The following is a 13,869-nucleotide window of genomic DNA, read 5'->3' as shown; positions in this document are numbered from 1 at the left end:
TCATTCATCCTTTGCACCCAGACGCAGGCGAGCCTGGCGGCGGAAATAGGCGTAAGCTGGGCCAGTGAGCCCCAATGCCAGAATGAGCGTGCCGAACGCCATGAGCAAGGGGCGTTGGCTGAACCAGAACGCCACCTTCATCCAGATCGGCAGGCTGCCGACCCAATAGGTGGACCCGATGGCAAAGCTGGACATGCCATCGCCCGTGGCGACCGAGAGGTCACCCTGGATCTGGGCGTTGATCTTGGAATCGGCCATGCCATCGACCAGCGGGGGCAGATCGGCTGCATCATCGGCCACCAGCGCCACCACCGTGCGATCCGACGCATAGGGAGACTGGAAGCTGACGATGCCGGCAAACCCGCGCGCGGCGTGGATCATCGGCTCGACATCGGCCTCGTTGGTGAGGCCACGATCGGAAAACAGCGCGGAAACATATTGCAGCGGGCTTTTTTCAGCCACTTTCAGCCCGTGCCCGTCCCAATGCAGCGGCGCATTGGCAAAGACCTGGCCAGCCCCGGCAATCGCCGAGCTGCCGATCACCAGGATATCCTGGCTCGACAGCCGATCGGGATCGACGCCATCGGCCACGGTCACCCCGGTGGGGGCGATCCCGGTGCTGTCGCCAAACCGGCCCATCAGGTTGAGGAAGGTCTGGACTGAGGCCGGCGTGGGATTGCGGCTCATCAGCACGGTCGTTTCGCCCAGGTCAGGGCGGATCGTGAAGGGATAGCCCGCACCCGCAAACGTGGCGAGATCGGGCATTTCCAGCGCATGATAGGCGTGGCTGAGATCGATGGTCGAGGCCGGATCGACTGCCACGCGCACATTATCAGGCAGCGTGCCGGTGCACTTCTGCTTGTCGGCCAGGATCAGGTTGTAATCGAAAACCAGATCGTTCTGCCCGAACAGGTTGTAGCGCGGCAGGGTAAGGCTGGCCGAACCGTCAAAGCTGTTGGCGCCCTTCGATCCGAACCAGTCGCTCCACCAGCTGCCGGCCAGCGGCAGGGTCTTGAGGAACTGGCTGTTGATCGAGATATCAAGGCGCGAGGCCTTGCGATCCATCCACTTGGCCAGCGGATAGCGATAGATGAGGTTGAGCGTGCCGCCCTGGCGCGGCCAGAAGAACAGGTCTGGCGCGACGCGAAAACGTGCCGTCAGCGGGCCCGGCGGCAGGCCCATGCCCTGGAGCGCATAGGGCTCCATGATCTCGCCCAGCTTGACGGCGTGATCGGTGGTGATCCAGCGCGGCGCACCATAGCGCGGATAGCTGGGTACGCGGGCGCCATCGAAATTCATCCGCGCCCCGCCAAACACGCCGCGGCCCGACGAGACCGCAGCAGCCGCCAGGCGCAGTTCGCCATCGTCACGCCCCATGATCACCAGCACGGTGCCATAGGGATCGCGCGGGTTACGCACGACGGCGGCCGAAGGGCCGCTGACCGTCATGTTGAGACCGGGCAGGCTCTGCCCCGATTTGAGGAAGGCGATCGCGTTGCCCATGGGCATCTGCCCAAAGAGTGGCTGGAACGAGAATCCGCGATAGCTGGCCATCGAACCGAGCCAGCCGGCCATGGCAGCAGAGGCCTCAAGCTCACCCTTGTGGGGCTGGCCGGCGAACACGAACGGCATCTTGAGCGTGGTGTTGAGCGCACGATCGAAAAACGGCCCGGGCAGGTGCGACAGGTCGGGCACGTTGGGCAGGGCCTGGGTGGTCAGGTCCAGCCACGAGCGCGTGTTGCTGACATTGGCCCAGAGCACCGAATTGAATGGATCTTCGCAATCGCGGGCATAGTGCCCGATGAGGCGCAGGTTCAACTGGTTGTCACCGGGCAGGAACAGCGCCGGGTTGATCGGCAGGGTCAGCACCTGACCGCCAGAATCCTGCGGGCGCAGCGGCACGGTCTGCACCACTTCGCCGTTCACCAGCACGACCAGCTGCGAGAGATCGCCCAGCATCGCCGGCGACCAGGCCAGTTGCAGGGTGATCGACGCATCGGTCACCACCTGGTTCTTGCGCACGCCGAACGGAATGGAGATTTCGCCGCGCGTGCCCTGGAGCCGCACGGCGTTCTTGATGCGCAGGTCCTTGAGCGTCAGCCGTTCACGCGAAACGCCGCCGCCCGAGGCGGCAGCGGCGGGCGCAGCGCCGGCCGGCGCCGTGGCGGCCTGGGCCTGCTGCGGGGCCAGCAGCGTGCCCACCAGCGGCATGGCCAGGAGCATCGCGGCGGCAGCAGCCAGGCTGGCGCGCTTCTTGCGCTTGCCCTGCCCTTCGGCCAGCTTGGCATCGGCCTTGGCCTTTTCCTCGGCCGCGCGCGCCAGCTTGGCCGCTTCGGCAAGACGGCGCTGCTCTTCCTTGGCGGCCTTGCGTTCGGCACGATTGAGCAAGAGCAGGCGCTTGATCGTCAAGCCATCGACCACCAGAATATCCCTCAGCGAACGCAAGCCAGGCACAATCTCTGGCGGCGCGGCGCGCTGCCAGGCGTCCGCCCGTCCCATAACGGCACGAACAAGCCTACGCTGGCCCAGTGTGTCAAGCGGCTGATAGCGGACAAATGCACGGCCACGCGTGCGGCGCACGGTTTCCACCGGCACGGCCAGGCGATCATCGCCCATCGCCAGGACGATATCGGTCACCGTGGCATCGCCCACCGGCAGTTCGGGCGGCAGTTCGATCGCGGCCCCACCCATCGAGATGTCGATCGTGGTGCCATCCACCACATGGCCCGAGGAAAAGTGAACAGCCACAGGCAGTTCGGCAGTTACGCGGATGGTCTGGCGGGCCTGCCGGGTTTCGCGCGCCACCGACACGGCAGCGGTCAGGATGATCAGGCTGAAGGTGGCCCAGGCGACGTTGAGCGCCAGGGTATCGAGCTGCACGTTGAACAGGTGCTGGAAGAAAACGCGCTTGCCGATCGCCAGCAGGATGCCGAACACGATCGTGGCCATGCAGATCATGTGCGGCTTGACGATGGCCCAGTCGAAGAACGTGCGATCGAGCAGGTCGCCCTTGTCGGTCACGTTGAACTTGCCCTTGCGCGGGTTGAACCAGGTCATCACCGTGGGCGCTACCAGGTGGAAGGCCAGGATCGTTTCATAGACCTCGCCCCAGAACGGGCGGCGTTCGCCGGCCTGCGAGCGTTCCGAAGTGACCTGCGAGCAGAACAGGTGCGGCGCGGCATAGGCAAAGATCAGCGAGGCCGACGCGGCGATGATGTTCTGGCCAAAGATCAGGTAGGCGAGCGGGCTGGTCAGGAAGCAGATGCGCGGCAGCGGAAACTGGAAGTGCAGCATCGCATTGAGATAGCACAGGCGCTGCTGCCACTTGAGGCCGGGGCCAAGCAGCGGGTTTTCGATGCGCAGGATCTGCGTCATCCCGCGTGCCCAGCGGATGCGCTGGCCGATGTGCAGCACCAGGCGCTCGGTGGCGAGGCCCGCCGAAAGGCGCGCGCTGATATAGGCGGTGGACCAGCCGGTGCGCTGCAGCTTCAAGGCGGTGTGCGCGTCTTCGGTCACCGTTTCGCCGGCAAAGCCGTTGGTTTCCATCAGCGCTTCACGCCGGATCACCGCGCAGCTGCCGCAGAAGAACGTGGCGTTCCACAGGTCGTTGCCGCCCTGCACCGGGCCATAGAACAGATCGCCTTCGCCCGGCATGTGCTTGGCCGTGGCGAGGTTGCGCTGCACCGGATCGGGCGAATAGAAGAAGTGCGGCGTCTGCATCAGCGCCAGCTTCCGCTCCTTCTGAAAATAGGCCACCGTCAGCTGCAGGAAGGCGCGCGTGGGCACGTGGTCGCAATCGAAGATCGCGATCAGTTCGCCCTCGGTCTTCTTCATCGCCGCGTTGAGATTGCCCGCCTTGGCGTGCAGGTTGTTGTCGCGCGTGATGTAGCCACAGCCGGCCTCGCGGGCAAAGGCGCGGAATTCCGGGCGGCGGCCGTCATCCAGGATATAGACGTTGAAGCGGTCGTGCGGGTAATCCATGTCCATCGCGGCGAACACGGTGTTGCGCACGATATCCAGGCTCTCGTTATAGGTGGGGACATAGACGTCCACCGTCGGCCAGGTGTCGGGCTCGCCCTCGATTTCCGCAACCGGGCGCTCCAGCGGCCAGGTGGTCTGCAGAAAACCCAGGATCAGCAGCACCCAGGCATAGAGTTCGGCCAGGTAAAGCCCGGTGCCGAACAGGAATTCCAGCGGCGTGCCGAACGAGAGCGTCTGCGTGGTGCGCCAGAAGATATAGCGGGTAGAGGTAATGATCGCGAGGATGCCGATCGCCAGCGAACCCTTGCGCGATTTCCAGCGCGACAGCGCCATCATGCCCACGATCGTTCCGCCGGCCAGCATCCACTGCTGCTTGAGATCAAGCGGCACGCCGATCACCACCAGCGCGGTCAGCGCCAGCAGGACGAACGTGCCCAGCCGCAGGAGGTTTGCGGGATTGCGGAACAGGGCGATCATGCGGCGCGGTTCTTTCCGGTCTGGCCAGCGGGTGCGGCGGCATCGTCTTCGGGCAGGTCGGCGCCCTCATCATCCAGGATTTCGGCAATCAGTTCGGCCACGCATTCGCCCAGCGCGATGGTATCGGCCAGGGCTGCGCTGTGCGGGGCATAGCGGCCGAGCGGCTGAAGCATGGCGCCAGCCTCGATCACGGCCTCGTCGCGGCGCACCTGGCCGAGCAGGCGATCGCCCAGCAGTTCGCGCAGGAAGCCCACCGAATGGCGGGCAAAGCGGCGGGTGTCTTCCACCATGCTCATCACGAAGCGGGTCTTGGCCAGACCGGTATCGTTGACCGCCGGCAGCATCATCAGGCATTCGGCGGTCGCCGTCAGCGGGCAGATTTCCAGCACGGCATAGGGCAGCAGCAGATCGCGCAAGTGGCGATCGGCGCTGGAAATGTCGGCCACGAACAGCTGCTCGCCGCCAAAGCCGATCTCGCCCTTGGCAAGCGCTTCGGCAAAATCGGGCTGGCGGGCCAGGGCAGCCGCGCTGCGCAGCGCCACACCCTGAACCGATGCGCTGGCCGTATCCTCGGCCGGGGCATCGAGCGGGGGCAGCGCTTCACCCGGGCCGATCCCGAAGTGCAGCTGCAGCGTGCCGCTCTGCGCCAGATCGAGCGCGGTGACATCGTGCCCGGCGCGCGACAGGGCAATCGCGGTGGTGGCCGCCAGGAACGAGTTGCCAGTGCCGCCGCGCGGGCTGTGGAACAGGATCAGGGCCATCAGGCGTCTCCCCCTTCGACCGCATCGGACAGGCGCTGCAGCAGCGAGCGGATGTTCTGGGCGCGATCGGGGCGGCCATAGCGGCCAAACAGGCTGGGCGTGGCGGCAGGCTTGGTCGGCAGCGGCACGGGATCGGATGGGGCAACCGCCACCGGGGCGGCCACAGGCTCGGCAACACGCTCAGCTGGCGTCATCGCAGCGGCCACCGGGGCTTGTTCGGGGCGGGCTTCGGCACGAGCTTCAGGGCGGATCTCGGGGCGCGCCTGGGCACGGGGCGCCGGCAGGCGGCCGCTGTCACCGGGCATGGTCGCCGCGATAGCCGAGGCATCGTCCTGCGGCATGATGCGCGGGTCCTTGAGCAGCGCCTCGAAGATCGGCCAGCTTTCCAGATCGGCGAAGCGGTCGACGAATTCGCGATAGCGAAAATCGCTTTTCCCCAACCGATCCAACAAGACCTTTGCATCTGCCCGCATAGCCCAAACCCCTTAGTAATCTCTCTAGAGGTCTTGCAGACAATGGTTAACAAATACCTTCGCATGCCCTGCAGCATGGCAGAAAGCCCCCGGTTTTGCGAGGTTTTGTGACGGTAACGAAAATTAATCGACCCTAATTTGACCAACCGCCGCGCCAGGCATGGCGTCAACCAAAGGCAGCCAAGCGCCGATTCGGCCCTGCCGGACTAGCCCGTCACGATGCGATAGGGCACGCGATCGCGCTGGGCGGGATCGACGGCGATGGCCCGGTCGCTAGGCGGAAAGGCGCGCTGATCGCAGGTATCGCGCGGGCAGGTGCGGCACGATGCGCCGATCCGCGCCACCGCCTCGTCGCTCGCCAGGTTGAGCCCATCGGCATAGACGAACTCGCTGGCCAGCGCCGCTTCGCAGCCCAGCGCCACGGCATAGCGGCGCGACGGGCGGTAATAGGAACCCGATGGCTTCACCAGGCCCTTGGCGATCGAGACATAGCGCACGCCATCGGGCATTTCGGCCAGTTGCACGTGAATGCGATCGGGAATGGCTACCGCCTCGTGCACGATCCACAAGGGGCAGGCCCCGCCATAGCGGCCGAACTGCAGCCGCGTGGCGGAATGGCGCTTGGTCACGTTGCCGGCCATGTCCACCCGGCAGAAAAACACCGGAATGCCGCGCGCCTGCGGGCGTTGCAGCGTGGACAGGCGGTGGCACACCTGCTCGAAACTGGTGTGGAACGGCTGGCGCAGCCGATCGACATCATGGCGCAGCGCCCGCGCCGCCTGGGCAAAGGCGGTATAGGGCATGGTCAGCGCGCCTGCGGCATAGTTGCCCAGGCCCACCGCCAAAAGGTGCCGCGCCGCTTCGCTGCGCAGGGGCGCTTGCGCCACGATCTGCGCGATCGCATCGGCCAGCGCGATGGCGCAAACCTGATAGGCCAGCTGGAACCGGCTGGATTCGAGCGGCTGGGTGGAATCGAGCGTGAGCGTGCGGCGCGGCGCATCATAGCGCCGCACCGGGCCGCCGCCACGCCACACCACGCTCACCCCTTCGCCCGCCAGCCAGGCCTGCATCTGGGCAATATCGGGCGATGGCTCGCCCTGCCCGATCCGCGCCGCCAGGTCTTCGGCCCCGCGATCGAGCGCATCGACATAGTTGCCGGCATGGTGGAACCAGTCGCGCACTTCCTCCCACGGCAGGCGCCCGCCCGCAGCCAGGCTCGCGCCGATGGTCTCGTCCATCATGTCGAGCCTCTGGCGGGTTTGCGTATAGAGCCCGTGCAACTGCACCACCTGCCGCGCCAGATCGGGAAACTGCCGGGCCAGCCGCTCGATCTGTTCGCCCGGCGGGCTGGCAGAGAGATGCGGATCGGCCAGCGCCCCGCGCAATGCCTCGGCCAGGTCATCGGCCGCGGGCGGCGCCAGGTCTGCCCAATCGACCGGGAACGTTGCCATCAACGTATCGGTCAGCGCGGGCGTCAGCGGGCGCTCGTCGTTTTCCAGCTGCGAGAGATAGGACGCGCTGATGCCGAGCATGCCGGCCATATCGGCCTGGCGCAGGGCGCGGCGCTGGCGCAGCGCGCGCAAGGGTTGCCCGGCAAAGAGAGGACGGCGTGCCATGGTGCCATGCGGGCTATCACGCAGCCCGCGCTTTGCAAAGTATCGCTTCGCAACTTTACAGATTAACATTGGACAGCGCCCCCGCCCTGCGGCATCGCGGGGGCAATTCTGCAAACTTGCAAAGCGAGAGATGCCATGTCAGCCAACATTGCCGAGATGGAACGCCGCCGCGCCGCCGCGCGCCTGGGCGGCGGCCAGCGCCGGATCGATGCCCAGCATGCCAAGGGCAAGCTGACGGCGCGCGAGCGGCTCGACATCCTGCTCGACGAAGACAGCTTCGAAGAGATCGACGCCTATGTGGAGCACAACTGCGTCGATTTCGGCATGCCGGAAAACACCATTCCCGGCGATGGCGTGGTGACCGGATCAGGCACCATCAATGGCCGCCTGGTCTTCGTGTTTTCGCAGGACTTTACCGTGTTCGGTGGCGCGGTGTCCGAACGCCACGCGATGAAGATTTGCAAGATCATGGACATGGCGCTGAAAGTGGGCGCGCCGGTGATCGGCATCAACGATTCGGGCGGCGCGCGCATCCAGGAAGGCGTTGCCTCGCTCGGCGGCTATGCCGAGATTTTCCAGCGCAACGTGCTGGCCTCGGGCGTGGTGCCGCAGCTCTCGCTGATCATGGGGCCGTGCGCGGGCGGCGCCGTCTATTCCCCGGCGATGACCGACTTCATCTTCATGGTGAAGGATTCCAGCTACATGTTCGTCACCGGCCCCGACGTGGTCAAGACGGTGACCAACGAGATCGTCACGCAAGAGGAACTGGGCGGCGCGATCACGCATTCGACCAAGACCTCGGTGGCCGACCTGGCGCTGGAAAACGATATCGAGGCGCTGCTGACGGCGCGCGAATTCTTCGATTACCTGCCGCTCACCAACCGCACCGGCGTGCCCGAGCGGCCCACGTCCGACCCGTGGGACCGCCTGGATGAAAGCCTCGACACGCTGATCCCGGCCTCGCCCACCCAGCCTTACGACATGCGCGAGGTGATCACCAAGGTGCTGGACGAGGGCGATTTCTTTGAAATCCAGCCGGGCCATGCGGCCAATATCCTGTGCGGCTTCGGCCGCGTCGAAGGGCGCACCGTGGGCGTGGTGGCCAACCAGCCGCTGGTGCTGGCCGGCGTGCTCGATATCAACTCGTCCAAGAAGGCCGCGCGCTTCGTGCGGTTCTGCGATGCGTTCGACATTCCCATCCTGACCTTTGTCGACGTGCCCGGTTTCCTGCCCGGCACCGCGCAGGAACTGGGCGGCATCATCAAGCACGGCGCCAAGCTGCTGTTCGCCTACGGCGAGGCCACCGTGCCCAAGATCACCGTGATCACGCGCAAGGCCTATGGCGGCGCCTACGACGTGATGGCGTCCAAGCACCTGCGTGGCGATTTGAACTATGCCTGGCCCACGGCCGAAATCGCGGTCATGGGCGCCAAGGGCGCAGTGGAAATCATCTTCCGCGGGCTGGGCCCCGAAGAGATCGCGGCCAAGACCAAGGAATACGAAGACCGCTTTGCCAACCCGTTCGTGGCCGCGAGCAAGGGCTTTGTCGACGAGGTGATCCACCCGCATTCCACGCGCCGGCGCATCGCGCTCGCCCTGCGCAAGCTGCGCGGCAAGAGCCTCGAAAACCCGTGGAAGAAGCACGACAACATTCCGCTGTAAGAAGGCGCGCAATCCCATGAAGCTTGGTCGTTTGAACCACGTTGGCGTGGCGGTGCCCTCGATGCACGACGCCATCGCCTATTATCGCGATGTGATGGGCGCGAGCCTGATCACCGCGCCGTTCGACATGCCCGAGCAGGGCGTGAAGGTGGCGTTCGTCAACACGCCGGGTGAAGCGGGCACTGCCGGCACGCAGATCGAACTGATCGAACCGCTGGGTGAAACCAGCCCGATCGCCGGCTTCATTGCCAAGAACCCGGCCGGCGGGCAGCACCACCTGTGCTACGAGGTGGCAGACATCGAGGCCGCGCGCGCCTGGTTCACCGCGCAGGGCAAGCGCATCCTCGGCCCAACGCGGATCGGTGCCCACGGCAGGCCGATCTTTTTCCTGCACCCCAAGGACATGCTGGGCCAGCTGACCGAAATCATGGAGACGCCCCGTGGGGACCATTAAAGACTGGGAAGCCCTTGCCGCCAAGGAGGTGAAGGGCAAGGACCTCACCTGGCACACGCCCGAAGGCATCGCGGTCAAGCCGCTCTATACCGCCGATGACGTGGCGACAGACCCCGGCCTGCCCGGCTTTGCCCCGTTCACGCGCGGTGTGCGCGCCAGCATGTATGCCGGCCGCCCCTGGACGATCCGGCAATATGCCGGCTTCTCCACGGCCGAGGAATCCAACGCGTTCTATCGCCGCAACCTGGCCGCCGGGCAAAAGGGCCTGTCGGTGGCGTTCGATCTGGCCACCCATCGCGGCTATGACAGCGACCATCCGCGCGTGGTGGGCGACGTGGGCAAGGCCGGCGTGGCGATCGACAGCGTCGAGGACATGAAGATCCTGTTCGACGGCATCCCGCTCGACCAGATGTCGGTGTCGATGACGATGAACGGCGCGGTCATCCCGATCCTGGCGTTCTTCATCGTCGCGGGCGAGGAACAGGGCGTTCCCACCGAAAAGCTGGACGGAACCATTCAGAACGACATTCTGAAGGAGTTCATGGTCCGCAACACCTATATCTATCCGCCCGAACCCTCGATGCGGATCATCTCCGACATCTTCGCCTTCACCTCGGCACGGATGCCCAAGTTCAATTCGATCTCGATTTCCGGCTATCACATGCAGGAAGCCGGCGCCACGCAGGTGCAGGAGCTGGCCTTCACCATTGCCGATGGCATGGAATATGTGAAGTATGGCGTCGCCTCTGGCCTCGACATCGACAAGTTCGCCGGGCGGCTGTCGTTCTTCTTTGCCATCGGCATGAACTTCTTCATGGAAGTGGCCAAGCTGCGCGCCGCGCGCGTGCTGTGGCACCGCGCGATGACGCAACTGGGCGCCAAGGACGAGCGCAGCAAGATGCTGCGTACCCACTGCCAGACCTCGGGCGTCAGCCTGCAGGAGCAGGACCCCTACAACAACGTCATCCGCACCACGATCGAGGCGATGGCCGCGATGCTGGGCGGCACGCAGTCGCTGCACACCAATGCGCTGGATGAAGCGATCGCGCTGCCGACCGACTTTTCCGCGCGTATTGCCCGCAACACCCAGATCGTGATCCAGGAAGAAACGGGCATGTGCAACGTGGTCGATCCGCTCGGCGGGTCGTACTATATCGAAGCACTCACCGCACAGCTGGTCGACCAGGCCTGGGCCATCATCGAACGCGTCGAGGCCGAAGGTGGCATGGCCAAGGCCGTGGCCGCCGGCTGGCCCAAGGCGATGATCGAGGAAGCCGCCGCCGCCCGCCAGGCGCGCGTCGACAAGGGCGAAGACGTGATCGTCGGCGTCAACAAGTATCGCCTCGCCACCGAAGACCGCATCGAGACGCTGGAGGTAGACAACCACGCCGTGCGCGCCGGCCAGATCGCCCGCATCAACGCGGTGCGCGCCAGCCGCGACGAAGCCGTCGTGCAGGCTGCGCTCAAGGCCATTACAGAGGCGGCGCGCGCGGGGGCTTCGACAAGCTCAGCCCGAACGGAACGGGCGGAACAGGACGTTCCCAGCACGGAAGGGGCAGAACAGAACACCGTTCGCCCTGAGCCTGTCGAAGGGCCTGTCCAAAGCACCCCCGACCTCACCCACAACCTCCTCGCCTTGGCCGTCGAAGCCGCGCGCCATCGCGCCACGCTGGGCGAGATTTCCGATGCGATGGAGGCGGTGTTCGGCCGCCATGGCACCACGCCTACCCCGGTCAAGGGTGTCTATGGCGCGGCCTATGCGGCCGACAAGCGCTATGCCCAGGTGATCGAGGGCGTCGAGGCCGTGACCCGGCGCCTGGGCCGCAAGCCCCGGCTGCTGGTGGCCAAGATGGGCCAGGACGGCCACGATCGCGGCGCCAATGTCATTGCCTCGGCATTTGGCGACATGGGCTTTGACGTGACCAGCGGCCCCCTGTTCCAGACGCCGGAAGAAACCTGCGTCCTGGCGCTTGCCACCGACGTGGATGCGATCGGCGCCTCATCGCTGGCGGCTGGGCACAAGACGCTGATCCCCGAACTCATCGCGCGCCTGCGCGAGGCCGGGCGGGGAGACATCAAGGTGGTGGCGGGCGGCGTGATCCCGCCGCAAGATTATGATTTCCTGCGCGAAGTCGGGGTTCAGGGCATCTATGGCCCGGGATCGAACGTGGTGGAATGCGCTGCCGATATGCTGCGCCTGCTGGGCCACAACATGCCGCCGCTCGACGCGTGACGGGACGGGAGAGGACGATGTTCAAGAAGATCCTTATCGCCAATCGCGGCGAAATCGCCTGCCGCGTGATCAAGACCGCGCGCCGCATGGGCATTGCCACCGTGGCCGTCTATTCCGACGCCGACGCGCGCGCGCCGTTTGTGCAGATGGCCGATGAAGCCGTGCACATCGGCCCGGCCCCGGCCGCGCAATCCTATCTGATCGCCGACAAGATCATTGCCGCGTGCAAGGCCACCGGGGCCGACGCGGTGCATCCCGGCTATGGCTTCCTGTCGGAACGCACCAGCTTTGCCGAGGCACTGGCCGCCGAAAACATCGCGTTCATCGGACCGCCCGTCGGCGCGATCGCCGCGATGGGCGACAAGATCGAATCCAAGAAGCTGGCCAAGGCCGCCGGCGTCAACGTCGTTCCCGGCTATGTCGGCGAGATTGACGATACCGACCATGCCGTGCGCATCGCCAACGACATCGGCTATCCGGTGATGATGAAAGCTTCGGCCGGCGGTGGCGGCAAGGGCATGCGCCTCGCCTTTTCCGAAAAGGACGTGCGCGAGGGCTTTGAAAGCGTGAAGCGCGAAGGGCTCAATTCCTTTGGCGACGATCGCGTGTTCATCGAAAAGTTCATCGAGAACCCGCGCCACATCGAAATCCAGATCCTGGGCGATCAGCACGGCAACATCCTCTACCTGAACGAGCGCGAATGCTCGATCCAGCGCCGCCATCAAAAGGTGGTGGAGGAAGCCCCCTCGCCCTTCGTCAGCCCGGAGATGCGCAAGGCCATGGGCGAACAGTGCGTCGCCCTGTCGCGCGCGGTGGGCTATTATTCCGCCGGCACGGTCGAACTGATCGTTTCGGGGGCGGACAAGACAGGCCAGTCTTTCTACTTCCTGGAAATGAACACCCGCCTTCAGGTGGAGCACCCGGTTACCGAGGCGATCACCGGGATCGACCTGGTGGAACAGATGATCCGCGTGGCCGCGGGCGAAAAGCTGGCTTTCACGCAGGATGATATCGGCATCGATGGCTGGGCGATCGAAAACCGCGTCTATGCCGAAGATCCCTATCGCGGCTTCCTGCCCTCCACCGGGCGCCTGGTGCGCTATCGCCCGCCGCTTGCCGGCTGGACCGACGACGGCCAGGCCAATGGCCGGCGCGGGGTGGACGGCGTGCGCGTGGACGACGGCGTCTATGAAGGCGGCGAAGTCTCGATGTTCTACGATCCGATGATCGCCAAGCTGGTCACCTGGGGCAAGACGCGCGACGAGGCCGCCGACCGCCAGGTTGCCGCGCTCGACGCGTTCGAGATCGAGGGCCTTGGTCACAACATCGATTTCGTCAGCGCGATCATGCAGCATCCGCGCTTCCGTTCGGGCGAACTCACCACTGGCTTCATCGCCGAGGAATATCCCGAAGGGTTCCACGGCGCCCCCGCCGACGAAGCCCTGCAGCGCGCGCTGGCGGGCATTGCCGCGTTCCTGGCGACGGCGCGGGCCGATCGCGCCCGGCGGGTGGATGGCCAGTTGGGCAAGCGGCTGCGGCCGCCATCGGCATGGTCGGTCACCCTGGGTGGCCAGGTCTTTGCCGTGGCGCTGGCCGGTGACGAGGTTACCGTCGATGGCACGCCGCTCGATCTGGCGATGGAATATACCCCCGGCGATTGGCTGGTAGAGGCTGAGGTCGACGGCGCAGTGCTGGGCGTGAAGGTCAAGCCGACGCGCAGCGGTTTCCAACTGACCACGCGCGGCGCGATCCACAAGGTGCAGGTGCTGCCCGCCCGCGTGGCGCCCTATGCCACGCACATGATCGAAAAGGTGCCGCCCGATCTCTCGCGCTTCCTGATCTGCCCGATGCCCGGCCTGCTGGTGTCGCTCAACGTGGCCGAAGGCGACAGCGTGGAAGCGGGGCAGCCGCTTGCCGTGGTCGAGGCGATGAAGATGGAAAACATCCTGCGCGCCGAAAAGAGCGGCAAAGTCAAAGCAGTGCGTGCCAAGGCCGGCGAAAGTCTGGCGGTGGACGCGATCATCCTCGAGATGGAATGAACCGCCTGCGAGGAAGGCTAGTTGACGTTTACGTAAGCGTGAATTACAAGACGGCGAAACCGTTGGGAAAGGCGTGAGTGCAATGAAAGCCCTGGTCTGCGTGAAGCGGGTGATCGACTACAACGTGAAGCCGCGGGTGAAGGCGGATGGCACGGGTGTCGAGCTGGCGAACG

General features: G+C 65.5%; 8 protein-coding genes and 1 pseudogene. 5 read left to right on the top strand and 4 right to left on the bottom strand.

Features of this window, described 5'->3' with window-relative positions; translation table 11 throughout:
• The 4 genes from bcsA to ABIC78_RS20230 form a co-directional block, all read right to left on the bottom strand.
• Entirely contained in the window at positions 1-4,458 is a 4,458-nt protein-coding gene (gene bcsA, locus ABIC78_RS20245) for a UDP-forming cellulose synthase catalytic subunit (RefSeq protein WP_354491678.1), read from the bottom strand.
• The gene (locus ABIC78_RS20240; RefSeq protein ID WP_179562126.1) at positions 4,455-5,219 is read right to left on the bottom strand and encodes a cellulose synthase operon protein YhjQ/BcsQ; all 765 of its coding nucleotides are present in this window, start codon (positions 5,217-5,219) and stop codon (positions 4,455-4,457) included. The genes bcsA and ABIC78_RS20240 overlap by 4 nt, the downstream gene beginning before the upstream one ends.
• A complete protein-coding gene (locus tag ABIC78_RS20235; RefSeq protein ID WP_062788628.1) occupies positions 5,219-5,692 on the bottom strand; it encodes a hypothetical protein in 474 nt (157 codons plus the stop codon). The genes ABIC78_RS20240 and ABIC78_RS20235 overlap by 1 nt, the downstream gene beginning before the upstream one ends.
• Before the next feature lie 206 nt (positions 5,693-5,898).
• Entirely contained in the window at positions 5,899-7,308 is a 1,410-nt protein-coding gene (locus ABIC78_RS20230) for a helix-turn-helix domain-containing protein (RefSeq protein WP_354491675.1), read from the bottom strand.
• A 135-nt stretch (positions 7,309-7,443) separates the two neighbouring features.
• Between ABIC78_RS20230 and ABIC78_RS20225 the strand changes: the two genes are divergently transcribed.
• The 5 genes and pseudogenes from ABIC78_RS20225 to ABIC78_RS20205 all read left to right on the top strand — a co-directional run.
• A complete protein-coding gene (locus tag ABIC78_RS20225) occupies positions 7,444-8,970 on the top strand; it encodes an acyl-CoA carboxylase subunit beta (RefSeq protein WP_354491673.1) in 1,527 nt (508 codons plus the stop codon).
• Positions 8,971-8,986: 16 nt separating this feature from the next.
• Positions 8,987-9,424: a methylmalonyl-CoA epimerase gene (gene mce / locus ABIC78_RS20220; RefSeq protein ID WP_354491671.1), complete on the top strand. Its 438-nt coding sequence runs from the start codon at positions 8,987-8,989 to the stop codon at positions 9,422-9,424.
• Positions 9,411-11,657, top strand: a complete 2,247-nt coding sequence (gene scpA / locus ABIC78_RS20215) for a methylmalonyl-CoA mutase (protein ID WP_354491669.1) — start codon at positions 9,411-9,413, stop codon at positions 11,655-11,657. Before mce ends, scpA begins: the two co-directional genes overlap by 14 nt.
• 17 nt (positions 11,658-11,674) lie before the next feature.
• Positions 11,675-13,696, top strand: coding sequence for an acetyl-CoA carboxylase biotin carboxylase subunit (locus tag ABIC78_RS20210; protein ID WP_022676651.1), 2,022 nt, complete (start codon positions 11,675-11,677; stop codon positions 13,694-13,696).
• 82 nt (positions 13,697-13,778) lie between these two features.
• A pseudogene (locus ABIC78_RS20205) lies at positions 13,779-13,869 on the top strand (electron transfer flavoprotein subunit beta/FixA family protein); the annotation flags it as partial.

This window comes from Novosphingobium sp. 1529, assembly GCF_040544855.1.
In the GTDB taxonomy this organism is placed as follows: Bacteria; Pseudomonadota; Alphaproteobacteria; order Sphingomonadales; family Sphingomonadaceae; genus Novosphingobium; species Novosphingobium capsulatum.
The sequence above is the reverse complement of the archived record's forward strand: the minus strand, read 5'-3'. Positions and strand labels throughout refer to the sequence as shown.

What these genes read in the sequence shown, in the direction of transcription:
- bcsA (WP_354491678.1), bottom strand. Translation starts at nt 4,458, where the DNA reads ATGATCGCCCTGTTCCGCAATCCCGCAAACCTCCTGCGGCTGGGCACG.
- ABIC78_RS20240 (WP_179562126.1), bottom strand. Translation starts at nt 5,219, where the DNA reads ATGGCCCTGATCCTGTTCCACAGCCCGCGCGGCGGCACTGGCAACTCG.
- ABIC78_RS20235 (WP_062788628.1), bottom strand. Translation starts at nt 5,692, where the DNA reads ATGCGGGCAGATGCAAAGGTCTTGTTGGATCGGTTGGGGAAAAGCGAT.
- ABIC78_RS20230 (WP_354491675.1), bottom strand. Translation starts at nt 7,308, where the DNA reads ATGGCACGCCGTCCTCTCTTTGCCGGGCAACCCTTGCGCGCGCTGCGC.
- ABIC78_RS20225 (WP_354491673.1), top strand. Translation starts at nt 7,444, where the DNA reads ATGTCAGCCAACATTGCCGAGATGGAACGCCGCCGCGCCGCCGCGCGC.
- mce (WP_354491671.1), top strand. Translation starts at nt 8,987, where the DNA reads ATGAAGCTTGGTCGTTTGAACCACGTTGGCGTGGCGGTGCCCTCGATG.
- ABIC78_RS20210 (WP_022676651.1), top strand. Translation starts at nt 11,675, where the DNA reads ATGTTCAAGAAGATCCTTATCGCCAATCGCGGCGAAATCGCCTGCCGC.